This is a genomic window from Quadrisphaera sp. DSM 44207 (assembly GCF_900101335.1).
GTDB lineage: Bacteria > Actinomycetota > Actinomycetes > Actinomycetales > Quadrisphaeraceae > DSM-44207.
Map to the genome: position 1 here is coordinate 918,734 of NZ_FNKA01000001.1, position 22,288 is coordinate 941,021.

A 22,288-nucleotide genomic window follows, 5' to 3' on the forward strand; every position below is an offset into this window, starting at 1 on the left:
TGGTCCGGGGCCCTCCGTCATCGTGCGCCGTCGTCCTGCGCCGTCGCCCACCGCTCGTGGCGGTGGCGGCTCACTCCGTGCCGGCGGTCTCCACCGGCGGGGTGTCCGGCAGCGCGGCCTTCGGCGTGCCCTGGAAGGTGAAGCGGGCGCTCGGCCCCTCGCCCTCGACGTCCACGAGCACGATCTCGCCGGCCGACAGCTCGCCGTAGAGGATCTTCTCGCTCAGGGCGTCCTCGATCTCGCGCTGGATCGTGCGCCGCAGCGGGCGCGCGCCCAGGACGGGGTCGTAGCCGCGGGTGGCCAGCAGCATCTTGGCCGCCGGGGTCAGCTCCAGGCCCATGTCGCGGTCCTTGAGCCGGTCGTCCACCTTGGCGATCATCAGGTCGACGATCTGGATGATCTCCTCCTGCGTGAGCTGGGGGAAGACCACCACGTCGTCGACGCGGTTGAGGAACTCGGGACGGAAGTGCGTCTTCAGCTCCTCGTTGACCTTCGTCTTCATCCGGTCGTAGGACGTCGACAGGTCGCCACCCGCCTGGAAGCCCAGCTGCAGGCCCTTGGCGATGTCCCGGGTGCCCAGGTTCGTCGTCATGATGATCACGGTGTTCTTGAAGTCCACCGTGCGGCCCTGCGAGTCGGTCAGGCGGCCGTCCTCGAGGATCTGCAGCAGCGAGTTGAAGATGTCGGCGTGGGCCTTCTCCACCTCGTCGAACAGGACCACCGAGAACGGGCGGCGGCGCACCTTCTCCGTCAGCTGGCCGCCCTCCTCGTACCCGACGTAGCCGGGCGGGGAGCCGAACAGCCGCGAGACGGTGTGCTTCTCGGAGAACTCGCTCATGTCGAGCTGGATGAGCGCGTCCTCCTCGCCGAAGAGGAACTCCGCGAGGGCCTTGGCCAGCTCGGTCTTCCCGACGCCGGTGGGGCCGGCGAAGATGAAGGAGCCGCCGGGGCGCTTCGGGTCCTTCAGGCCGGCGCGGGTGCGCCGGATGGCCTGGGACAGGGCCCGGATCGCGTCGTTCTGGCCGATGACGCGCTTGTGGAGCTCGGCCTCCATGTTGAGCAGGCGGCTGGACTCCTCCTCGGTCAGGCGCACCAGCGGGATGCCCGTGGCGGTCGCGAGGACCTCGGCGATCAGCTCCTCGTCGACCTCGGCGACCACGTCCATGTCGCCGGCCTTCCACTGCTTCTCCCGCTCGGCCTTCGCGCCGAGCAGCTTCTTCTCGGAGTCGCGCAGGTTGGCGGCCTTCTCGAAGTCCTGCGCGTCGATCGCGGACTCCTTCTCCCGGCGCACGTCGGCGATCTTCTCGTCGAACTCGCGCAGGTCCGGCGGAGCCGTCATGCGACGGATGCGCAGGCGCGCACCGGCCTCGTCGATCAGGTCGATCGCCTTGTCCGGCAGGTAGCGGTCGTTGACGTAGCGGTCCGCCAGCGTCGCCGCCGCCACCAGGGCGCTGTCCGTGATGGAGACGCGGTGGTGCGCCTCGTACCGGTCGCGCAGGCCCTTGAGGATCTCGATGGCGTGCGCCAGCGAGGGCTCGGAGACCAGGATCGGCTGGAAGCGGCGCTCCAGCGCCGGGTCCTTCTCGATGTGCTTGCGGTACTCGTCCAGCGTCGTCGCGCCGATGGTCTGCAGCTCGCCGCGGGCGAGCATCGGCTTGAGGATGGACGCGGCGTCGATCGCGCCCTCGGCGGCACCGGCCCCGACGAGGGTGTGGATCTCGTCGATGAACAGGATGATGTCGCCGCGGGTGCGGATCTCCTTGAGGACCTTCTTCAGCCGCTCCTCGAAGTCGCCGCGGTAGCGCGAGCCGGCCACCAGGGCGCCCAGGTCGAGGGTGTACAGCTGCTTGTCCTTCAGCGTCTCGGGCACCTCGCCCTTGACGACGGCCTGCGCCAGGCCCTCGACGACGGCGGTCTTGCCGACGCCGGGCTCACCGATCAGCACCGGGTTGTTCTTGGTGCGGCGCGAGAGCACCTGCATGACCCGCTCGATCTCCTTGGGGCGACCGATGACGGGGTCGAGCTTGCCCTCGCGGGCGGCCTGGGTCAGGTTGCGGCCGAACTGGTCGAGCACCAGCGAGCCGGACGGCGTGCCCTCGGTCGGGCCGCCGGAGGTCGCCGGCTCCTTGCCCTGGTAGCCGCTCAGCAGCTGCAGCACCTGCTGGCGCACGCGGTTGAGGTCGGCGCCGAGCTTGACCAGCACCTGCGCCGCGACGCCCTCGCCCTCGCGGATGAGGCCGAGCAGGATGTGCTCCGTGCCGATGTAGTTGTGGCCGAGCTGCAGCGCCTCGCGCAGGCTCAGCTCGAGGACCTTCTTGGCCCGCGGCGTGAAGGGGATGTGCCCGGACGGGGCCTGCTGGCCCTGGCCGATGATCTCCTGCACCTGCTCGCGGACGGAGTCCAGGGAGATCCCGAGGGACTCCAGCGCCTTGGCGGCGACGCCCTCGCCCTCGTGGATGAGGCCGAGCAGGATGTGCTCGGTGCCGATGTAGTTGTGGTTGAGCATCCGGGCCTCTTCCTGGGCCAGGACGACAACACGGCGGGCGCGGTCGGTGAACCTCTCGAACATGCAGTCGCTCCTCGCGAGCGGTGGGCGGTGGGGGCGACGACGGCGGGAGCCGCGCGCCGTCCTCACTGACCCGTCGATGCTAGCGCCGGGAGCCGTCGGCCACGCCGCTCGCGAAGCATCGGCCGCGGTCACCCGGGGGTCTTCGGCGGGTCGGTGACCCGTCGAGGAGTCCAACGGGGACCGCGGGCCCCCTGTTCCGCCCCGTCCGTTCGCCCACGGCGGACGGGGCGGACGGCGACGGGCGCCCGGGCAGGTGCCGCAGCACCCGCCCGGGCGCCCGTCGGGAGCGCCTGGAGCGGTCGGTCAGGAGTTCGCGGCCCGGTAGGCCTCGATCACGCTGGTGGGGATGCGCCCGCGCTCGCTGACGGTGTGGCCGTTCTCCCGCGCCCAGGCGCGGATCTCGGCCGTGTCGCCGCCGGAGCCGGACCCCGACCGGCCCGAGCGGCCCGAGCCGCCGGAGCCCCCCGAGCCGCCGCCGCGCCGCGAGCCGCCGCGGCCGGCGCCGCCGACCTTGCGCGCGTGCCCGACCCACGGGGCGAGCGCGTCGCGCAGCTTCGCGGCGTTCTCCTCGTTCAGGTCGACCTCGTAGGCGACGCCGTCGAGGGAGAAGGAGACGGTCTCCGCCGCGTCACCGCCATCGAGGTCGTCGATGAGCAGCACCTGCATCTTCTGGGCCATGGTCCTTCTTCCTCTGCTGTTCGGAGTCGGTGGGTCCGGGGAGCGCCCCCGCGCTCTCCCGGTAACACCGCGGATCCTCGCACAGGAATGCACGAGAATGCGACCCCGCATTCACCCGCACGGATCGCTCCGGAATGTCGCCGCGCGTTTTCCGCTACTGGGGCGGGAGATCGGGCGCCTCGCGCGGCGTCCCCCGCGAGGCCTCGCGCGCGGCCCGCTCCCGCTCCTGGCGGTCGAGCTCGGCCATGGCGGCGCGCTCGCGGCGGTCTCCCTGCACCATGGCGCGGACCACGAACCAGAAGAGCAGCGCGACGGCGACCGAGGGGAAGAGGGCCGCGAGCACGTCCACCCCTCGAGGCTACCCGCGCCCGCCGGGCCCGCCGGTGGTGCCTCAGCGCTCCGGACGCACCAGGGGGAAGAGGATCGTCTCGCGGATGCCGAGGCCGGTCAGCACCATGAGCAGCCGGTCGATGCCGAACCCCACCCCGCCGGTGGGCGGCATCCCGTACTCCAGGGCGCGCAGGAAGTCCTCGTCCAGCGGCATCGCCTCGTCGTCCCCCGCGCCCGCCAGCCGCGCCTGCGCCTCCAGGCGCTCCCGCTGCACGACGGGGTCGTTCAGCTCGGAGTAGCCGGTCCCCAGCTCCAGCCCCCGCACGTACAGGTCCCACTTCTCCACCACGCGCGGGGAGGACGGGTCGGACTTGGTCAGCGGGGAGGTCTCGACCGGGAAGCCGCGCACGAACGCGGGAGCGTGCAGCCCGGGGCTGACCAGGTGCTCCCACAGCTCCTCCACGTGCTTGCCGTGGCCGGCGGAGGGCGGCAGGTCCACCGCCAGCCGCTGCGCGTGCGCGCGCAGGACCGGCAGGGGGGTGTCCGGGGTGACCTCCTCCCCCAGCGCGCCGGAGAGGGAGTCGTACAGGCCCAGCTGCTCCCACCGCCCGCCCAGGTCGTACTCGCTGCCGTCGGCCAGGACGACGGTGGTGGAGCCCAGCGCGTCGCGCGCGGCCGTCTGCACCAGCTCGCGCGTGAGGTCGGCCATCGTGTCGTAGTCGGCGTAGGCCTCGTAGAACTCGACGGTGGAGAACTCCGGGGAGTGGGTGGAGTCCACGCCCTCGTTGCGGAAGATCCGCCCGATCTCGAAGGCCTTCTCCACGCCTCCGACGACGGCGCGCTTGAGGTGCAGCTCGGTGGCGATGCGCAGGTACAGGTCCGTGCCGAGGGCGTTCGAGCGAGTGACGAACGGCCGGGCGCTGGCACCGCCGTGCAGGGTCTGCAGGATCGGCGTCTCCAGCTCGAGGTAGCCGCGGGCGTGGAACGTCTCGCGCAGGGAGCGCACGACGGCGGCCCGGGTGCGCAGCACGCGGCGGGCCTCCGGGCGCACGATGAGGTCGGCGTAGCGCTGGCGCACCCGCGTCTCCTCGCTGGTCTCCCTGTGCAGCACGGGCAGCGGCCGCAGCGCCTTCGCCGCCAGCTGCCACTCGCGCGCCATCACCGACAGCTCCCCGCGGCGGCTGGCCACCACGCGGCCGGTCGCGCTGACGTGGTCGCCGAGGTCGACGTCCGACTTCCAGCGCTCGAGGGCCTCCTCGCCCACCTCGGCGAGGCTGAGCATGACCTGCAGGCGCGTGCCGTCGCCCTCCTGCAGCGTCGCGAACGCCAGCTTGCCGGTGGTGCGCACGAACACCACCCGCCCGGCGACGGAGACGACCTCGTCGGTCTCCTGTCCCGCCGCCAGGTCCGGGTGGGCCTCGTGGACGGCGCGCAGCGTGGTGGTGCGCGGCACGGAGACCGGGTAGGGGTCGCGGCCCTCGGTGAGCAGGCGGGCCCGCTTCTCCCGCCGCACCCGCATCTGCTCGGGCAGGTCGGACGGCGTCGCGGTGCTCTGCTCGCTCACGCCCGGGAGGCTAACGGCCGGGCGGCGCCCCGCCCCCGCGCCGTCCCGCCCACCGTCCGGCCCGCCGATCGGCCCGCCGTCCGGTCGGGGAGGGCGGGAACGAGGGGCGGGGGCGGGGCGTCCTCCTCCCCGCGGCACTGGTGGACGACGAGCGGCGGCGCACCGCGTTCGGCACGGCGGTGGACCCGCTGCGCTACGACGGCCTGCGGCCCGGCTACCGGGCGGAGGCTGTCGACTGGCTCCTCGGCGGGCCGGCGCGCCCCCTGACCGTGCTCGACCTCGCCGCGGGCACGGGCACGCTCACCCGCGTGCTGCGCCCGGGCGGCGTCCTGGGCCTGGCGTGGAACAGCGGCGACCCCGCCGTCCCGCTCGGGGCGGCGTTCGAGCGCCTGGTTCCCAGCGGCTACGGCGACGTCGCCGACGACGGTGCCGGTGGTGGCGGCGCGCGGTCGGACGAGGAGTGGTGGCCCCGCGTGCCGGAGCCCCTGGGCGGGTGCGAGCGCGCAGTGCTGCCGGCGCCGCTGCGGCTGCCCTCCCCGGACGCCGTCGCGGACGTCGCCTCCACCTACGCCGGCATCGCGATCCGGGAGGACCGCGACGCCGTCCTGGCGCTCGTGCGCTCGCTGGCGGCCGCGGCGGCGGAGCCCGACGGGTCCGTCGTCCTGCCCCTCGTGTGCCGCTGCTCCCGCTACCGCCGCCCCTGAGGTCCGCGCCCGCCACGGCGCTGCGCGGGCGCACGCCCCTGCACGGGCGGCCCCCACCGGCCACCGGACCGGAGCGGACCGCGATCGGGCGCACAGATGCGCTCCGAGGGGCCGCTGGAGCGCAACTGGGCGCACGAATGCGTTCCGAGGGGCCGCTGGAGCGCAACTGGGCGCACGAATGCGTTCCGAGGCGCACGGATGCGCTCGACGTGCGCCGCCAGAGGGGCAGGGCGGGCTCAGGAGGCCTCGCCCACCGCCAGGGGGGTGTTGTCGATGAGGCGGGTGCCGCCCGCGCCCGCGGCCACGGCGAGCAGCGCCGGGCCGGTGGCGCCCTCGGGCAGGTCGGCGAGGGAGCCGGGGTCGACGAGGGCGAGGTAGTCCACGCGCAGGGCCGGTTCGGCGTCCAGCACCTCCCGCGCGGCCCGGCGGACGGCGTCCGCGCCCCGCGGCGCCGCGGCCTCCCCCGCCCGCAGCGCGCGGGAGAGGGCCAGGGCCGCTCGCCGGTCGTCGGCGCTCAGGTGGGCGTTGCGGCTGGAGAGGGCCAGTCCGTCGGGGTCGCGCACCGTGGGCACCCCCACGACCTCGACGGGCAGGTCGAGGTCGCGCACCATCCGGCGCACGAGCAGCAGCTGCTGGGCGTCCTTCTGCCCGAACAGGGCCACGTCGGGGTCGACGAGGTGCAGCAGCTTGGTGACGACGGTCAGGACGCCGTCGAAGTGGCCCGGCCTCGCGGCGCCCTCGAGCACCTCGGCGAGCGGGCCGGCGCTGACGCGCACCAGCGGGTCGCCGTCCGGGTAGACCACCTCGGCGGACGGCGCGAACACCAGGTCGGCGCCCTCGGCGGCGAGGGTGTCGAGGTCGGCCTGGAGCGTGCGCGGGTAGCGCTGCAGGTCGCTCGCGGAGCCGAACTGCAGCGGGTTGACGAAGACGGTGACCACCACGCTCGCGGCCCGGCGCCGCGCCTCGCGGACCAGCGCGGCGTGGCCGGCGTGCAGGGCGCCCATGGTCAGGACGACGGCCACCGGGCCGGGCAGCGCCGCGCGCGCGGCGGCCAGCTCCGCCCGGGTGCGGGCCAGCACCGGCCGCGCGCCGGCAGCAGCGGCGTCGGCAGCGGCGTCGGCGGGGTGCGCGGGGGGTCGGATCACGGCGCAGCACCGTACGCGCCGCCGGCGGTGCCGCCGGTGCCGTCGGTGCCGTCAGCGCCGTCGCCGTCCGGACCCCGCGGGCCCGCCGGGTCCTCGCCGTCCAGCGCGTCGAGGACGGCGCCCGCGCGCTCGGGCCGCAGCCGCCCGGACGCCAGCGCCCGCTGCGCGGTGGCGCGCGCCAGCGCGCCGTAGGCGGCGAGGACGTCGGCGCCGGCGCGCCCGTCGGCGACCGCGGCCGCCACCTGCTCGCGGTGCGCGGCCACCGTGCCGGCGTCCCCGCGCGCGACCGGGCCGGTCAGCGCGTCGTCGCCGGAGGCCAGCGCCCCGTCGAGCGCCGCGTGCAGCAGCGGCCCGAGCAGGCGGTCGGTGCGCTCGACGCCCGCGGCGCGCAGCAGCTCCGCGGCCTGCGCGACGAGCGTGACGAGGTGGTTCGCGCCGTGCGCGAGCGCCGCGTGGTACAGCGGGCGGGCCTGCTCCGGCACGACCACGGGCTCGGCGCCCATCTCGACCACGAGGGCCTGCGCGACGGGCAGCACCGGCGCCGGCGCCGTCACCCCGACGCAGCAGTCGGCGAGGCGGCCGAGGTCGATGCTGGTGCCGGTGAACGTCATCACCGGGTGCAGCGCCAGCGGGATCGCCCCCGCCGCGCGCGCCGGCACCAGGACGCCGACGCCGTGGCGGCCGCTGGTGTGCACGACGAGCTGGCCCGCCTGCCACGAGCCCGTGGCGGCCAGGCCGGCCACGAGGTCGCCGAGCGCGTCGTCCGGAACGGCGAGCAGCACCAGCTCGGCGCGCTCGACGACGTCCGGGACGTCGAGGACGGGCACGCCGGGCAGCAGGGCCTCGACGCGGTCGCGGCTGGCCTGCGAGACGGCGGACGCACCCACCACGGCGTGGCCGGCGGCGCGCAGGGCGCTGCCCAGCACGGCGCCGACGCGGCCGGCCCCGACCACGCCGACCCCGAGGCGGCCGGGACGGCGCGCGGGGTGCTCCAGCACCCCGCGAGGCTACGTCGTGACGGGCGGGCGCGCCGGTAGGGTCGCGGGGTGGGACGCCACGAGCGGGTCGCCGAGCTCGCCCGCCTCGACGCCGACGACCTGGTCGTGGCCGACCTCGGCTGCGGCACGGGGCGCACCGTGCGCGCGCTCCTGGCCGCCGGGCGGCCGCCGCGGGTGGTGCACGCGCTCGACCAGGTCTCCGCCCTCGAGGACGACCTGCTGGCCGACGCCCGCGTGCGCAGCCGCATCATCGACCTCGACGCCCCGCTGCCGCTGCCGGACGCCGCGCTGGACCGCGCCGTGTCGCTGAACTGCGCCGAGCACCTGGCCGACCCGGTCGCCCACCTCGTCGAGGTCCACCGGGCGCTGGCGCCGGGCGGGCTGCTGGTGCTGGCCCACTCGGACTGGGACACCGCGCTGTTCACGAGCGCCGACGACGCCCTCACGCGCGCGCTCGTCGACCGCTTCACGGCCGCGGCGCCCGCCGTGCCGGGGCGCGGGGACGGGTTCATGGGCCGCAAGCTCCTCGCGCTGGCCGCCGCCAGCGGCGCCCGCGGCGCCTCCTACGAGGTCGTCGACGCGACCTCGTGGGCCGATCCGCACCGGCGCTTCGACGACGGGTCGCTGGCCTGGAAGGTCGCCACCGGGGTGCTCTCGACGGCGCAGGACGACCCGCGCCTGGCCGCGCGCGCGGCCGGCTGGCTCGAGGAGCTGCGGGCGCTCGCGGCCGCCGGCCAGTTCCTCTTCACCGTCACGGACGTGGCAGTGGTGCTGCGCCGCGCGTAGCGGCGTCCGGGGGCCGCTCCATCCAGCGCTCCGGGCCCGCCCCCGCGCGGGCGCGGCGCGAGCGCTCGGCCTGCTCGCCGATCAGGCGCACGGCGACGGCGGTGTCCAGGTGGGCGGCGGTGGGGCGCACCGGCCCCGGGGTGGAGTGCACGGCGACGGTGGCCAGCCCCAGCCGGCGCTGCAGCGGGCCCTGCTGCAGCCCGAGGGACTGCGGCTTGGCGTGCGGGACGACGTCCAGCTCGCGACGCAGCCGCCCCCGCCGCACGAGGAGCGCCGGGGCGACCACGCGCACGCCGGAGCGCCGCCAGGCCACCGGGTCCACGCGCCGGGCCCGGCGGGGCGCGCTGGTCCAGCCGCCGTCCTCGCTCGCGCCGTCCAGGCCGCGCTCGAGCGCGTCGACGGGCAGGTCGGGCACCAGCAGGCCCAGGACCTCCTCGGCCTCGGCGCGCGTGGCCACGGGCACGAGCAGGTTGGTCTGGCCGGCGTCCGCGCCGGCGGTGGTGCCGTAGCCGGCGACGTTGACCTGCAGGCGCCACCAGTCCGGCCGCCGCCACAGCAGCGGCTGCGCCAGGCGCACCGCCTGCACGCGGCCCGGCGGCAGCGTCTGGGAGCGGCTCTCCAGCAGCCCGGAGCGCAGCCGCAACCCGTCCGCGGCGATCGCCACGCGCCAGGACGCGGTGCGCGTGAACGACGTCCACAGCGTCGCCCCCAGGCCGAGCACGGCCGGGGCCGCCGCCAGGAGCACCTCCGGCGAGCGCGTCGCCACGCCGACCACCGCCATGAGGACGGCGCCGACGACGAGCACGGCGGTGGTGCTGCTGAGCGCGAGGGAGGCCGCCAGCCGCGGCACCGGCACGACCAGGACCTGCCGGTCGACGGCCTCGGGCGCCTCCTCCCCCGCGGTCGCCAGGCCGGCCGAGCGCGCCAGCAGCAGGTTGCGCAGGCGCTGCGCCTCCGGCTCGCGCAGGTACGCGAGCCGGATGTCCGAGCCGGACCCGCCCGCCACCTCCAGGCGCAGCTCGGCGAAGCCGAGCAGGCGCGCCAGCAGCGGCTGGACGACGTCCACGGCCTGCAGGCGGTCCAGGCGCGCGGAGCGCTGCTGGCGCACGAGCACCCCGCTGTGCAGGCGCACCGCCTCCGCGTCCACCGCGTAGCGCGTCGTGCGCCACGAGACCGCCGAGACCGCCACCGCGACGAGCGCCGCCAGCGCCAGGACCCCGAGCGCGACGAGCACCTCCAGGCCGCCCGGCAGCCGCTCGACGCCGCCGACGGCGCCCTGGCCCCGCTGCTGGGCGTACAGCACGAGCAGGACGACGAGCACCCGCCAGCTGCGCAGCACCGGCGTGACGGGGTGCAGCCGGCGCCAGCCGGGCTCCCGCGGCGGCGCGGGAGCCGGGACGGGCGCCTGCTCCGGCGGCGCGGGAGCCGGGACGGGCTCGCTCACAGCCCGGCCAGCCGCGCCTCACCGCGGCGCGCCAGCCGGTCCCGCAGCCGCGCGGCCTCCTCCGGCACCAGCCCCGGGATCGACGCGTCGCTGCTGGCGGACGCCGTGTGCAGCTGCACCGTGGCGATCCCGAGCCACCGGTCGACGGGCCCGGCGGAGACGTCCACGTACTGCATCCGCCCGTACGGCACCACCACGAGGCTGCGGAAGAGCAGGCCGCGCCGCAGCAGCAGGTCCTCCTCCCGCTCGGCGTAGCCCAGCGCCCGCACCTGGCGGCCCTGCAGCACCCACAGCCAGGCGCCGATCGCCGCCCACGCGGCGTAGCCGACCACCCACAGCGGCGAGGGCGCCAGGAGGGTGCCGACGACGAGCGCGGCGAGCGGCACCAGGCCCGGCAGCACGAGCCCGATCCGCCGCGCGGTCACCAGCCGTGGGGACACCGGCGTCCACTCCACGTCCGGGAGGTCGAACGGCTCGGGGCCGGACCTCGGATCGGATCTCATGTCGCTCCAGCCTGCCGCTGCTCGGCCCGGCGCGCCAGCGGCTGCGCCCACGCGGCTCAGGCGGGAGGCGCCTCGGTCACGGCCTCGGTCACGGCCTCGGTCACGGCCTCGCTCGCGGCCTCGCTCGCGGCCTCGGCGGCGACCGCGCGGATGACCGGCGCTGGCGCGTCGTCCAGCGGCACCCGCGCCGCGGGCAGCGCGGACAGCCCGCGCAGGGCGGCCATGGGGCCGGTGTCGGGGCCGGCCCCGGAGTTCCAGATCCGGGTGAGCTCGGCGATCTCGGCCTCGCGGCGGGAGGCCTGGCGCGCGTCGGCCTGGCGCGGGGCGGCCGGCGACGCCACGACCACCGCGGTCGCCGCGGCGCTCGCCACCACGGTCACCGGAGCCGGAGCCGGAGCCGGAGCCGGAGCCGCAGCCGCGGGCGGCGCGGGCACCAGGAGCACCGGCGCCGGCTCCAGGGGCGCGGCGCCCCCGCGGGCGGAGCGGCGCCCGTGCCCCGGGGCCGCCAGCCGCGCCCGCCACGTGCGCACCGCGAGCGGCAGGCCCGCGACGGCGAGCCCGAGCAGGCCGAGCTCGGGCCGGTCAGCGGAGGAGGACAGGGCGGCGGTGGCGCAGCCGGCCAGGGCGCCGACCGGGACGGCGGCGACGGAGACGAGGGCGCGGGCGGCGGCGGCGGTGACGAACGCCCGGGGGGAGGGGGTCTCGGCGCGGTGACGGGCGCAGGAGGAGGTCATGCGGAGGACACTAGGGCCCCGAGGGCACCAGCAGCACCACAACACGCCGTGTGCGTCTTCCACCACTCCAGTCACACGAGTCACAGCCGTCCCAGCGCCGGGACCGCCGGGACGGCTGCGCGCGTCAGCCGCCGACCAGGCCCTGCTCCTCCAGGTAGGCGCGGGCGACGTCCGCGGGCAGCTGGCGCTCGGCGTCCACCTGTGCGTTCAGCTGCGCGAGGTCGTCGGTGGTGAGCACGGCCGAGAGGCTGTCCAGCGCCCCGGCCAGCTGCTCGTCGTCCGCGAGCTCGCTGGAGACGGCCGGGATGACGTTGTCCGCCAGCTGCACACCGCGGTCGTCCTCGAGCACGACGAGGTCGAACTGCTCGACGGTGGCGTCGGTGCTGCCGACGAGCGCGAGGTCGGCCTGGCCCTGCTGCACGGCCTGCTTGGCCGGGATGCTGGAGTACCCCAGCGGCAGCACCTGGGTGATGTCCAGGCCGTAGGTCTGCTCGAGCCCCGGCTCGCACAGCGGCCGGGTCGGGCACTCCTCCGTCGCGGCCAGGCGGATCGGCCGGCCGAGGGCCGCGAGGTCCGAGAGCGTGGCGAGGCCGTCCGCCTCGGCGGTCGCGCGGGCCACGGCGAAGGCGTTCTGGGAGGCGGCCTCGGCGGGCTCGAGCACGCTGACCCGCCCGCCGGCCGCCTCCAGCTGCGCCTGCAGCGCCTCGACGGTCGCGGTGACGTCCGCGGACGCCACCTGCGGGGCGTCGGGCCCGTTCAGGGAGCGGTTGACGAACTCGGCGAGGGTGGCGGCGTACTCGGGGATGACGTCGATCTCCCCGGACTGCAGCGCCGGGTAGTACAACTCGCGGTTGTCGGCCGTGACGGTCTCGACGGTGTAGCCGGCGTCCTCCAGCAGCGCCGTGTACATCTCCTGCAGCACCTGGCTCTCCGTGAAGCCGGCGCCGCCGACGACGACGGTCCCCCCGCCCCCGCCGGCCGCGCTGGAGCTGGACGCCGAGCCGCCCGCCGAGGGGTCGAGGGGGTCACCGCCGCCGCCGCAGCCGGCCAGGAGCAGCGTCCCGGCGGCGATCAGGGGGAGCGCCCGCAGGCGCGCACGGGTCGAGGGCATGGCTGCACCGCCTTCTGTGTCCCGCGGCCAGGAGCGACCGCGCGTGTCCGGCGAGCAGCACCGCGCGGCCCGCCCGGCCAGTGAACACACCGGCCACGGTCGGTGACCACCGGGAGCGGATCACGATCCGGCAACGGATCACCCGCGCGCGACGGACCCCTCGGCGGCCGGGCCGCGCGGCCCCGCGGCCCGGCGCCGGGCGGCGCGCCGCGCGCGCACCGCCGGGTCCAGGCGGCGGGTGAGCAGCGCCAGGGCGCCCTCGACGAGCAGCGCCAGCACGGTCACGAGCAGGGCTCCGGCGATCAGCTGCCCGATGTCCCGGCGGCCCAGGCCCGCGTTGATGATCCGGCCCAGGCCCGGCCCGGCGATGAAGGCGGCGACCGTCGCGGTGGCGACGACCTCGACCGCCGCCAGGCGCACGCCGCTCATGAGCAGCGGCACCGCGAGCGGCAGCTCCACCTGCGTCAGCACCTGCCGCTCGCTCATGCCGGCGCCGCGCGCGGCCGCCACGGCGCCCGGGTCCGCCTCCGCGACGCCGGTGTAGGCGCTGGTGACGACGGCGGGCAGCGCGAACAGGACCAGGGCGGTCAGCACGGTCGTGGTGGAGTACCCGAAGGGCGGCGGCAGCAGGAACAGCACGACGAGGACGGCGAGCACGGGCACGGCCCGGCCGAGGTTGGTCAGGCCGAGCGCGAGGACCCGGCCGCGGTGCGCGTGCCCGAGCCACAGCGCGAGCGGCAGCCCGAGCAGGCAGGCGAGGCCCACCGCGGCCGCCGAGACGGCCACGTGCTCGCCGAGGCGCGCCCAGACGCCGTCCGGGCCGGCCCAGTTCGCGCCGTCCGCCAGCCACGCGGCCGTGGCGCCCACCCAGCCCATCAGCACCGGCCCGTCGGCGCGCCGCCCACCAGCACCGGCATCAGCGCGCCGCCCGCCGCCAGGGCAGCGCCGCCCGCTGCAGGAGCAGCACCAGCGCGTCCGCGACGAGCGCCAGGACGACGGTGAGGGCGCTGGCGGTGAGCACCTGGGCGCGGAAGTTCGAGCGCAGGCCCTCCAGGACCAGCTGCCCGAGGCCGCCCTCCCCCAGCAGCGCCCCCACGGTGGTCAGCGCGACGGTGGAGACGACCGCGACCCGCAGGCCGGCGAGCACCGCCGGCAGCGCCAGGGGCGCCTGCACCGACCACAGCAGCCGCGCGGGCCCGTACCCCATGCCGCGGGCGGCCTCGACGACCCGCGGGTCGACGCCGTCCAGCCCCACGACGACGGCCCGCACGAGGACGACGAGGGAGTACAGCGCCAGGCCCACGACGACGACCACCACGGCCCGGGTGATGCCGAAGAAGGGCAGCAGCAGGGAGAACAGAGCCAGGGAGGGCACGGTGTAGACGAGCGTCGCGAGCCCGAGGACCGCGCCGCGCCCGTGCGGGAGCGCCCGGGCCAGCAGCGCCAGGGGCACCGCGAGCAGCACGCCGAGGGCGACGGCGGCGGCGGCGATGCCGACGTGGTCGAGCGCGGCGTCCAGCAGCTGCTGCCACCGGGTGGCGACGTAGCGCGGGCACACCCAGTCGTTGCTCACGAGGCAGTCGTCGGCGACAGTGGCGGCGTGAGTGGCGGCGTGAGCGGCGGCGTGCGCGAGGAACCCGGCTCCGGCCACGGCGGGGACGCTACCGGCGCCCCGGCCATCCGTCTGCAGGGCGTGGCCAAGCGCTACCCCGACGGCACCGTGGCGGTCGGCGACCTCGACCTGGAGGTCGGGCGCGGGGACCTGGTGGCGCTCGTCGGCCCCTCCGGGTGCGGGAAGTCCACGACGCTGCGGATGGTCAACCGGCTCGTGGAGCCGACGTCGGGGCGCATCTGGCTGGACGGGGAGGACGTGACCGCCGCGGACCCCGTCCGGCTGCGCCGCCGGATCGGGTACGTGATCCAGCAGGTAGGCCTCTTCCCGCACCGCACGGTCGCGCAGAACGTCGCCACCGTGCCGGGGCTGCTCGGGTGGGACCGCGCCCGCACCGCCGCCCGCACCGAGGAGGTGCTGGCGCTGGTGGGCCTGGACCCGGCCGTCCACGGCGGCCGGTACCCGCACGAGCTGTCCGGCGGCCAGCAGCAGCGCGTCGGCGTGGCGCGCGCCCTGGCGGCCGACCCGCCCGTGCTGCTCATGGACGAGCCGTTCGGCGCGGTCGACCCGGTGGCGCGCGACCGGCTGCAGACCGAGTTCCGCCGCCTCCAGCGCGAGCTCGGCACCACGGTGCTGTTCGTCACCCACGACATCGACGAGGCCGTGCGCCTGGCGGACCGGATCGCCGTCTTCAGCCAGGGCGGGCGCCTGGAGCAGCTGGCCGACCCCGCCACCGTGCTCGGCGCCCCCGCCAGCGAGTTCGTCGCCGACTTCGTCGGGGCCGACCGCGGCCTGCGGCGCCTCGCGGTCACCCCGATCGAGGCGCAGGACCTCGCGCACCCGCCCACCGTGCTCGTCACCGACCCCGTCGAGGCCGCGCGCGCGGCGCTGGCGGGCGCCGCCGAGCCCTACGCCGTCGTCCTCGACCGCTCGGGCGCGCTGCGCGGCTGGGTGGCCGAGCGGCACCTGCACGGGGACGCGCACGGGGACGGCGGCGCGGTGGTCGGGGACCGCGCGCGCCGCTTCGAGCGGACCGTCGAGGTCGGCGAGTCGCTGCGCCGGGGCCTCGCAGAGATCGTCCAACACGACGCCGGCTGGCTGCCGGTGCTGGACGGCGACCGCTACGTCGGCGTCCTGACCCCCGACGCGGTGCACGCGGCCCTGCGCCGCACCGCCCCGGCGCCGCACCGGGTCTCCGCACCGGCCTGAGCCGGCTCGCGCGGGTCGCGGGGGTCAGGCGGCGAGCCCGGGACGCCGGTCGTCCTCGTCGTCGTCCGGGGGCAGGCGGCACCACCGCTCCACGACGAGGCCCGCGACGGCGAGCCCGAGCGCGGCCAGGACGGCGGCCACGGCCACGAGGAGGCGCTCGCGCTGCGGCTCGACGCCGGCCGCGGGCGCCACGAGCACGACCAGGCCCGCGTAGCCGCCGGTGAGCACAGCCCCGGCGACCGCGCAGGCGCGGGCCAGGACCACCGTGCGCGCCGCGCGCAGCGGGTCCAGCGGCCGGTCGCGGCGCCCGCGGTTCCACGCCCGCACCGGCCAGCCGAAGCCGAGCAGCGCACCGGCGAGCACGAGCAGGCCCGCGGGCGCCGTCCACGGCAGGGGCAGGGAGGGGCGCCCGTCCTGCTCGACCAGCCCCAGCACCACCCACGCGACCACGCCCGCGGACAGCGCCACGAGCAGCAGGGGGCGCACCCGCAGCGGCGTCACCGGGCTCCCTCGACGGGCCCGGCCGCCCCGGGCCACGCCAGCACGACGTCGGGGCGGGGGCGCAGCGCCGCCCGCTGCCCCGGCGAGGCGCTCGCGGCGGCGGCCAGGTCTCCCACGCGCCCGGCGCCCGGCAGGACGTCGTCCGGGGCCAGCTCGGCCCACGGCACCAGCACGAACGCGCGCTGCGCGGCGCGCGGGTGCGGCACGGCCAGCTCCTCGTCGGCGGCGGCGAGGTCGCCGTGCGCGACCAGGTCGACGTCGAGGGTGCGCGGGCCCCAGCGCTGCTCGCGGGAGCGGTCGCGCCCGTGCGCGGCCTCGACCCGCCGGCACGCGGCCAGCACCGCCCGCGCCGACAGCGTCGTGCTCGCCCGCACGACGGCGTTGAGGTAGCGCGGCTGCACCGGCCCGCCGACGGGGTCGGTCTCGAGCACGGACGAGGCCCGCACGCCGGTGACGCCGGGCTGGGCGGCCAGCGCCGCCACCGCCGAGCGCAGCGCCGCCGCCGGGTCGCCGGCGTTGGCCCCGAGCGCGAGGACGACCGGCACGGGCTCCGCCGGCACGGCGTCGAGGGCGGCGCCGAGGGCGGTGCCCAGAGCGCCGCCGGCCGCGGCCGCCGGTCCCGCGGGCCGCTCGGTGGCCGCGGTGCGCGCGGTGCGCACGACGACGTCGTCGAACGGCACGCCGACGGGGGCCTGCGGCTTGTGCACGGCCACCTCCACGCGCGCCACGCCGTCGTGGCGCAGGCACGCCTCCGCCACGCGGGAGGCGAGGGTCTCGAGCAGGTCGACGGGCTCCCCGGCCAGCACGGCGTGCACGTCGGCCGCGACGCGCGAGTAGTCCACGGCGTCGGCGAGGTCGTCCGAGGCGGCCGCGGCCCGCACGCCGCGGCGCTCGTGCAGGTGCAGCACGACGTCGGCGGCGAACTCCTGGCCCAGCTCCCGCTCGGCGGGCAGCACCCCGTGCCGCCCGCGCGCCCGCAGCCCGCGCAGCTCGACCGCGTCCCCCGTGCCGCTCACGTCCCGCTCACCGCCCGACCACCGCCCGACCACCGCCGCCTCACCCCTGCGCCCAGCGGTGGGCGACCCGGACGGCGTCCGCGCTGGCCCGCACCTCGTGCACCCGCACCCCCCACGCCCCGGCCGCCGCGGCCAGGGCGGAGACCGCGGCGGTGGCGTCGTCGCGGGCGCTCGGGTCGCCGCCCCGCTCGGGCAGGAGGGCGCCGAGGAAGCGCTTGCGGGAGGCGCCCACGAGCACGGGCGCGCCGTCGGCGACGAGCAGCGGCAGCGCGGCGAGCAGCGCCCAGTTGTGCTCGGCGGTCTTGGCGAACCCCAGGCCCGGGTCGACGACGACGCGGTCGGGGGCCACGCCGGCCGCCTCGGCGGCGGCGCGGCGCCCGCGCAGGGCGGCGCGCACGTCGGCGACCACGTCGTCGTAGTCGGCCAGGGCGTCCATGCCCGCCGAGTGCCCCCGCCAGTGGGACAGCACGCAGCGGGCGCCGGTGCGGGCGACGACGTCCAGCAGGGCCGGGTCCGCCAGGCCCCCGCTGACGTCGTTGACGACGCGGGCCCCGGCCCCGACCGCGGCGTCGGCGACCTCCGCGCGCATCGTGTCGACGCTGACGAGCGCGCCGTCGCGGGCGAGCGCGGCGACGACGGGCACGACCCGGGCCAGCTCCTCCTCCACGTCCACGCGCACGGCGCCGGGGCGGGTGGACTCGCCGCCGACGTCCACGGCGTCGGCGCCCTCGGCGAGCAGGGCCCGCCCGCGCGCGACGGCGTCCTCGGCGGCCAGGTACCGGCCGCCGTCGCTGAAGCTGTCCGGGGTGGTGTTGACGACCCCCAGGACCAGGGTGCGGCTCACCGCTCCCCCACCGGCCCGCTCACCGGCGCCCTCACCGGCCCAGCACGAGGCTGAGCGCCTCGGCGCGCGTGGCCGGCTCGCGCATGCCGCCGCGCACCGCGGACGTCGTGGTGCGTGCGCCCCCGCGCTGCACGCCGCGCATCGACATGCACAGGTGCTCGCAGTCGAGCACGACCATCACCCCGCGCGGGGACAGGTGCTGCACGAGCGCGTCCGCGACCTGCGCCGTCAGGCGCTCCTGCACCTGGGGGCGGCGCGCGTAGACGTCGACGAGGCGGGCCAGCTTCGACAGGCCCGTGATCCGCCCGTCCGCGGAGGGGATGTACGCCACGTGCGCGACGCCCGTGAAGGGCAGCAGGTGGTGCTCGCACACGGACGAGACCGTGATGTCGCGCACGAGCACCATCTCGTCGTGCCCCAGGTCGAAGGTCGTGGCGAGCACCTGCGCCGGGTCCTGGTGCAGGCCCGCGAAGATCTCCTCGTAGGCGCGGGCGACGCGCTCGGGGGTGCCGACCAGCCCCTCCCGGTCCGGGTCCTCCCCGATCGCCAGGAGGATCTCCCGCACCGCGCGGCGCACCCGCTCCGCGTCGTACCCGGGCGGCGGCGTCCCCGCCATCCGGTCAGGCCTGGGCGCCGGGATCGCGGCCGTCGTTGGGGACCTCGGCGATCAGGTGCGGCGGGTGCACCTCGCCGGCCGCCGCGGCCTCGTCCTGCGGCGCGGGGCGCCCGTTGCCGTTGCCGTTGCCGAGCGCGTGGCTGCCGCTGCCGCCCCGCATCGCGGCCCGCTCCGCGGGCGTGAGCACCGGCGGCTTGTCGGAGACGTAGCGCCGGTCGCTGGAGAGCCACACCGGGCGCAGCGGCCGCTTCTGCACGGGCGCGAACACGCGCGCCAGCTGGGCCTGGTCGAGCGTCTCCTTCTCGAGCAGCTCGAGGACGAGGTCGTCGAGGACCTTGCGGTGCTCGACGAGGATCTCCCACGCCTCGTCGTGCGCGGACTCGATGAGGCGGCGCACCTCCTCGTCGACGACCTCGGCGATGCCCTCGGAGTAGTCGCGCTCGTGGCCCATGTCGCGGCCGAGGAAGACCTCGCCGCTGCCGGAGCCGAGCTTGATCGCGCCCACGCGCTCGCTCATGCCGTACTGGGTGACCATCTTGCGGGCCAGGCCGGTGGCCTTCTCGATGTCGTTGGCCGCGCCCGTCGTCGGGTCGTGGAAGACGAGCTCCTCGGCCACGCGCCCGCCCAGGGCGTACGCCAGCTGGTCGAGGATCTCGTTGCGCGTGGTCGAGTACTTGTCGTCCGTGGGCATCACCATCGTGTAGCCGAGGGCCCGCCCGCGCGGGAGGATCGTCACCTTGGTCACCGGGTCGGTGTGCCGCAGCGCCGCCGCCACCAGGGCGTGGCCGCCCTCGTGGTAGGCCGTGATCTTCTTCTCCTTGTCGCCCATCAGCCGGGTGCGCTTCTGCGGGCCGGCGATGACGCGGTCGATCGCCTCGTCCAGCTCGCGGTTGCCGATCACCTGGCCGTTCGTGCGGGCGGTCAGCAGCGCGGCCTCGTTGAGCACGTTGGCCAGGTCCGCGCCGCTGAAGCCCGGGGTGCGCCGGGCCACGGCGAGCAGGTCGACGTCCGGCGCCATGGGCTTGCCCTTGGCGTGCACCTGCAGGATCTGGTGGCGGCCCTGCATGTCGGGGGCGTCTACGGCGATCTGGCGGTCGAAGCGGCCGGGGCGCAGCAGCGCCGGGTCGAGGATGTCGGGGCGGTTCGTCGCGGCGATGAGGATGACGTTGGTCTTGACGTCGAAGCCGTCCATCTCGACGAGCAGCTGGTTCAGCGTCTGCTCGCGCTCGTCGTGGCCGCCGCCCATGCCGGCGCCGCGGTGGCGGCCGACGGCGTCGATCTCGTCGACGAAGATGATCGCCGGGGCGTTGTTCTTGGCCTGCTCGAACAGGTCGCGCACGCGGGAGGCGCCGACGCCGACGAACATCTCCACGAAGTCCGAGCCGGAGATGGAGTAGAACGGGACGCCGGCCTCGCCGGCCACCGCGCGGGCCAGCAGCGTCTTGCCGGTGCCGGGCTGGCCGTAGAGCAGCACGCCCTTGGGGATCTTGGCGCCGACGGCCTGGAACTTGGCGGGCTCGGCGAGGAACTCCTTGATCTCGTGCAGCTCCTCGACGGCCTCCTGCGCGCCGGCGACGTCGGCGAAGGTGACCTTGGGGGCCTCCTTGGAGACGAGCTTGGCCCGGGACTTGCCGAACTGCATGACGCGCGAGCCGCCGCCCTGCATGTTCGAGAAGAAGAACCAGAACAGCGCCAGGATGATGACCAGCGGGAGCAGCGTGATGAGCAGCGTGCCGAGGAACGAGCTCTGCGGGACCTCGTCGGTGTAGCCCTGCGGCAGGTCGGCGGCGTTGACGGCCTGGACGACCTCGTCCCCGCGCGGCGCGACGTAGTAGAACTGGACGTCGGCGCCGTGCTCCTCGAACGCCTCGGAGCCCTCGGTGAGCGTCAGGTCGACCCGCTGGTCGCCGTCGACGAGGCGCGCCTGCTGCACCTGGCCCTCGGCGAGGTAGCGCAGGCCGTCCTGGGTGTCGACGGTCTCGGCCCGGCTGCCGCCGAGCGCCTGGCTGCCGATGAGCAGCGCGAGCAGGGCCACGACGATCCAGACCGTCGGGCCGCGGAAGATCCTTCTGGGGTTCATGGGGTGGTGGGCTCGGAGCCCGGTCCCTCCTGCTCGCCGAGTCGCCGCCGACCGTACACCGCAGGCCGGGCGTCACCGCGTGCCAGCGGTGCTCCTCTCCTCCAACGGGCGCGGGCGCGAGGAGCGTTCCCCCGCGGGGCCCCGTTCGCTCAGGGCGATCAGGCCGGCGGGTCAGCCCGAGGCGCCGGCGTAGACGTGCGGCGCCAGCGTGCCGACGAACGGCAGGCCGCGGTAGCGCTCGGCGTGGTCGAGCCCGTAGCCGACGACGAACGCGTCCGGGATCTCGAAGCCGACGTAGCGGACGTCGACGGCCACCTTGGCGGCGTCCGGCTTGCGCAGCAGGGTGAGCACCGAGACGGACCCGGCGCCGCGCGAGCGCAGGTTCGCCACCAGCCACGACAGGGTCAGGCCGGAGTCGATGATGTCCTCGACGATGAGCACGTCGCGCCCGAGCACGTCGCGGTCGAGGTCCTTGAGGATGCGCACGACGCCGGAGGACTTCGTGCCCGAGCCGTAGCTGGAGACGGCCATCCAGTCCATCTCCGCGTTCCCGTGCAGGGCGCGCGCGAAGTCCGCCATGACCATCACGGCGCCCTTGAGCACGCCCACGAGCAGCAGGTCGCGCCCGGCGAAGTCGCGGTCGACCTCGGCGGCCATCTCCTGCAGCCGCGCGCGGATCTGCTCGGCGCTGAGGAGCACCTCCGCCAGGTCCTCACCCATGTCCTCGGCGTCCACGCGGGGCCTCCTCAGGAGGTGTCGTGCTCGGGAGCCCGCCCCTGGGCCCCCGGGCGGCGCAGCGCCAGCCTGCCACAGGCCCGGGAGGCGCTGACCCGGCCGGGCAGGTGCAGCGGCCCCTGCCCGCGCCAGGCGGTCACGAGGGCGTCCAGCGGCAGCACGTGGTCGCGGTGCAGGTCGCTCGCGGGGCTCCCCGCGGCGAGCAGCGCGGCGCGCAGCGCGCGGCGGCGCAGCGCGGGCGCGGCGGCGGCCAGCACCGCGACGTCCAGCACCACGACGTCGTCCGGCCGCTCGTGGCCCGGCACCCGGGCCCGCGCGAGCAGGTCCGCCGCCAGGGCGTCGAGGACGTCGGCGTCCTCGCGCAGCTGCTCGGCCGTGCGCGCCAGGGCGGCCGCGACGCCCGGGCCGAGCTCGGCCTCGAGCACCGGCAGCACCCGCGCGCGCACGCGGTTGCGCAGCGGGTGCGGGTCCGCGTTGGCGGGGTCGGACCACGGCTGCAGGCCCAGGGCGTCGCCCGCGCGGGCGACCACCGCGCGCGGCAGCCCCAGGAGGGGGCGGCGGTGGGGGCCGCGCCGCGCGGGCATGCCGGCCAGCGAGCGGGCGCCGGAGCCGCGGGCCAGGCCCAGCAGCACCTGCTCCGCCTGGTCGTCGCGCGTGTGCCCCAGCAGCACCGCGGCGGCGCCCAGGCGCTGCGCAGCCTCCTCCAGGGCGGCGTACCGCACGGCGCGCGCCGCCGCCTCCGGCCCGCCCGCGCGGGCGGGCGCAGCGGGGTCGGGCGCCGCGGGGGCGCGCACCACCTCGACCGGGTCCAGGCCGAGCCGGGAGCACGCCGCGCCGGCGCGCTCGGCGGCGTGCGCGGAGCCCGCCTGCAGGGCGTGGTCGACCACGACGGCTCCCGCGCGCCAGCCGCACCGCGGCGCGAGCCACGCCGCGGTGGCGGCCAGCGCCAGGGAGTCCGGGCCGCCGCTGCACGCGACCAGCACGAGCGCGCCGCCGGGGAGGTCGGCGCAGGCGCCGCGCACCGCCGAGCGCAGGGAGGCCACGGCCGGGTCCGGCCGGCCGCGCCGCCCGCGCGCGCCGTGCGGGCCGTGCGCCACCGGCTCGCGCCG

Annotated in this window: 22 protein-coding genes; 3 read left to right on the forward strand and 19 right to left on the reverse strand. The window is 77.0% G+C overall.

Annotated elements, in window-relative coordinates; all coding sequences use genetic code 11:
* Positions 1-70 precede the first annotated feature (70 nt).
* The 4 genes from BLS82_RS04340 to lysS all read right to left on the reverse strand — a co-directional run bounded on the left by BLS82_RS04340 (position 71) and on the right by lysS (position 5,096).
* The gene (locus tag BLS82_RS04340) at positions 71-2,569 is read right to left on the reverse strand and encodes an ATP-dependent Clp protease ATP-binding subunit (RefSeq protein WP_092861842.1); all 2,499 of its coding nucleotides are present in this window, start codon (positions 2,567-2,569) and stop codon (positions 71-73) included.
* 303 nt (positions 2,570-2,872) lie between these two features.
* A complete protein-coding gene (locus tag BLS82_RS04345) occupies positions 2,873-3,247 on the reverse strand; it encodes a histone-like nucleoid-structuring protein Lsr2 (protein ID WP_092861844.1) in 375 nt (124 codons plus the stop codon).
* A gap of 154 nt (positions 3,248-3,401) precedes the next feature.
* Positions 3,402-3,596, reverse strand: coding sequence for a hypothetical protein (locus tag BLS82_RS04350; protein WP_092861846.1), 195 nt, complete (start codon positions 3,594-3,596; stop codon positions 3,402-3,404).
* 42 nt (positions 3,597-3,638) lie between these two features.
* Positions 3,639-5,096 (reverse strand): lysine--tRNA ligase, encoded by a 1,458-nt coding sequence (gene lysS, locus BLS82_RS04355; protein WP_092862774.1) that lies wholly within the window; start codon positions 5,094-5,096, stop codon positions 3,639-3,641.
* Between the two features lie 185 nt (positions 5,097-5,281).
* Between lysS and BLS82_RS04360 the strand changes: the two genes are divergently transcribed.
* Positions 5,282-5,845, forward strand: coding sequence for a hypothetical protein (locus BLS82_RS04360; protein WP_092861848.1), 564 nt, complete (start codon positions 5,282-5,284; stop codon positions 5,843-5,845).
* A 236-nt stretch (positions 5,846-6,081) separates the two neighbouring features.
* Here BLS82_RS04360 and panC read toward each other — a convergent pair whose 3' ends face one another.
* A complete protein-coding gene (panC, locus tag BLS82_RS04365) occupies positions 6,082-6,987 on the reverse strand; it encodes a pantoate--beta-alanine ligase (protein WP_092862775.1) in 906 nt (301 codons plus the stop codon).
* Complete coding sequence (locus BLS82_RS04370; RefSeq protein ID WP_255378100.1) at positions 6,987-7,988, reverse strand: Rossmann-like and DUF2520 domain-containing protein; 1,002 nt, start codon at positions 7,986-7,988, stop codon at positions 6,987-6,989. Before BLS82_RS04370 ends, panC begins: the two co-directional genes overlap by 1 nt.
* 48 nt (positions 7,989-8,036) lie before the next feature.
* Between BLS82_RS04370 and BLS82_RS04375 the strand changes: the two genes are divergently transcribed.
* Positions 8,037-8,774, forward strand: coding sequence for a methyltransferase domain-containing protein (locus tag BLS82_RS04375; RefSeq protein ID WP_092861850.1), 738 nt, complete (start codon positions 8,037-8,039; stop codon positions 8,772-8,774).
* Here the strand turns inward: BLS82_RS04375 and BLS82_RS04380 are convergent.
* The 6 genes from BLS82_RS04380 to BLS82_RS04405 form a co-directional block, all read right to left on the reverse strand.
* Positions 8,740-10,218, reverse strand: a complete 1,479-nt coding sequence (locus tag BLS82_RS04380) for a PH domain-containing protein (RefSeq protein WP_092861852.1) — start codon at positions 10,216-10,218, stop codon at positions 8,740-8,742. The two genes, BLS82_RS04375 and BLS82_RS04380, sit on opposite strands and share 35 nt — an antisense overlap.
* Positions 10,215-10,721: a PH domain-containing protein gene (locus BLS82_RS04385; RefSeq protein ID WP_092861854.1), complete on the reverse strand. Its 507-nt coding sequence runs from the start codon at positions 10,719-10,721 to the stop codon at positions 10,215-10,217. Before BLS82_RS04385 ends, BLS82_RS04380 begins: the two co-directional genes overlap by 4 nt.
* Positions 10,722-10,777: 56 nt before the next feature.
* Positions 10,778-11,455 (reverse strand): hypothetical protein, encoded by a 678-nt coding sequence (locus BLS82_RS04390; protein ID WP_092861856.1) that lies wholly within the window; start codon positions 11,453-11,455, stop codon positions 10,778-10,780.
* A 124-nt stretch (positions 11,456-11,579) separates the two neighbouring features.
* Positions 11,580-12,566: an ABC transporter substrate-binding protein gene (locus tag BLS82_RS04395; RefSeq protein ID WP_218123532.1), complete on the reverse strand. Its 987-nt coding sequence runs from the start codon at positions 12,564-12,566 to the stop codon at positions 11,580-11,582.
* Positions 12,567-12,704: 138 nt separating this feature from the next.
* A complete protein-coding gene (locus BLS82_RS04400) occupies positions 12,705-13,442 on the reverse strand; it encodes an ABC transporter permease (protein WP_092862778.1) in 738 nt (245 codons plus the stop codon).
* A 40-nt stretch (positions 13,443-13,482) separates the two neighbouring features.
* Positions 13,483-14,139, reverse strand: coding sequence for an ABC transporter permease subunit (locus BLS82_RS04405; RefSeq protein ID WP_218123536.1), 657 nt, complete (start codon positions 14,137-14,139; stop codon positions 13,483-13,485).
* Between the two features lie 105 nt (positions 14,140-14,244).
* On the opposite strand from BLS82_RS04405, the gene BLS82_RS04410 reads away from it, so the two are divergent.
* Positions 14,245-15,387: an ABC transporter ATP-binding protein gene (locus BLS82_RS04410; RefSeq protein ID WP_092862779.1), complete on the forward strand. Its 1,143-nt coding sequence runs from the start codon at positions 14,245-14,247 to the stop codon at positions 15,385-15,387.
* A 24-nt stretch (positions 15,388-15,411) separates the two neighbouring features.
* On the opposite strand, the gene BLS82_RS04415 is transcribed toward BLS82_RS04410, so the two are convergent.
* The 7 genes from BLS82_RS04415 to tilS form a co-directional block, all read right to left on the reverse strand.
* The gene (locus tag BLS82_RS04415) at positions 15,412-15,888 is read right to left on the reverse strand and encodes a DUF3180 domain-containing protein (RefSeq protein ID WP_176818916.1); all 477 of its coding nucleotides are present in this window, start codon (positions 15,886-15,888) and stop codon (positions 15,412-15,414) included.
* Positions 15,885-16,904, reverse strand: a complete 1,020-nt coding sequence (gene folK, locus BLS82_RS04420; RefSeq protein WP_092862780.1) for a 2-amino-4-hydroxy-6-hydroxymethyldihydropteridine diphosphokinase — start codon at positions 16,902-16,904, stop codon at positions 15,885-15,887. Before folK ends, BLS82_RS04415 begins: the two co-directional genes overlap by 4 nt.
* Positions 16,905-16,944: 40 nt before the next feature.
* Entirely contained in the window at positions 16,945-17,748 is an 804-nt protein-coding gene (folP, locus tag BLS82_RS04425; protein ID WP_092861862.1) for a dihydropteroate synthase, read from the reverse strand.
* A gap of 31 nt (positions 17,749-17,779) precedes the next feature.
* Positions 17,780-18,364: a GTP cyclohydrolase I FolE gene (gene folE, locus BLS82_RS04430; protein ID WP_092861864.1), complete on the reverse strand. Its 585-nt coding sequence runs from the start codon at positions 18,362-18,364 to the stop codon at positions 17,780-17,782.
* 4 nt (positions 18,365-18,368) lie between these two features.
* Complete coding sequence (gene ftsH / locus BLS82_RS04435) at positions 18,369-20,444, reverse strand: ATP-dependent zinc metalloprotease FtsH (RefSeq protein WP_092861866.1); 2,076 nt, start codon at positions 20,442-20,444, stop codon at positions 18,369-18,371.
* A 171-nt stretch (positions 20,445-20,615) separates the two neighbouring features.
* Entirely contained in the window at positions 20,616-21,179 is a 564-nt protein-coding gene (hpt, locus tag BLS82_RS04440) for a hypoxanthine phosphoribosyltransferase (RefSeq protein WP_092861868.1), read from the reverse strand.
* A gap of 11 nt (positions 21,180-21,190) precedes the next feature.
* Positions 21,191-22,276 carry a tRNA lysidine(34) synthetase TilS gene (gene tilS / locus BLS82_RS04445; protein WP_092861870.1) on the reverse strand — a complete coding sequence of 362 codons (1,086 nt, stop codon included), beginning with the start codon at positions 22,274-22,276 and terminating at the stop codon, positions 21,191-21,193.
* Between the last annotated feature and the right edge of the window lie 12 nt (positions 22,277-22,288).

Excerpts from the sequence above, each read along its gene's own strand:
- BLS82_RS04340 (WP_092861842.1), bottom strand. The coding sequence starts at position 2,569 with ATGTTCGAGAGGTTCACCGACCGCGCCCGCCGTGTTGTCGTCCTGGCC.
- BLS82_RS04345 (WP_092861844.1), bottom strand. The coding sequence starts at position 3,247 with ATGGCCCAGAAGATGCAGGTGCTGCTCATCGACGACCTCGATGGCGGT.
- lysS (WP_092862774.1), bottom strand. The coding sequence starts at position 5,096 with ATGCGGGTGCGGCGGGAGAAGCGGGCCCGCCTGCTCACCGAGGGCCGC.
- BLS82_RS04385 (WP_092861854.1), bottom strand. The coding sequence starts at position 10,721 with ATGAGATCCGATCCGAGGTCCGGCCCCGAGCCGTTCGACCTCCCGGAC.
- BLS82_RS04390 (WP_092861856.1), bottom strand. The coding sequence starts at position 11,455 with ATGACCTCCTCCTGCGCCCGTCACCGCGCCGAGACCCCCTCCCCCCGG.
- BLS82_RS04395 (WP_218123532.1), bottom strand. The coding sequence starts at position 12,566 with ATGCCCTCGACCCGTGCGCGCCTGCGGGCGCTCCCCCTGATCGCCGCC.
- BLS82_RS04400 (WP_092862778.1), bottom strand. The coding sequence starts at position 13,442 with ATGGGCTGGGTGGGCGCCACGGCCGCGTGGCTGGCGGACGGCGCGAAC.
- folE (WP_092861864.1), bottom strand. The coding sequence starts at position 18,364 with ATGGCGGGGACGCCGCCGCCCGGGTACGACGCGGAGCGGGTGCGCCGC.
- ftsH (WP_092861866.1), bottom strand. The coding sequence starts at position 20,444 with ATGAACCCCAGAAGGATCTTCCGCGGCCCGACGGTCTGGATCGTCGTG.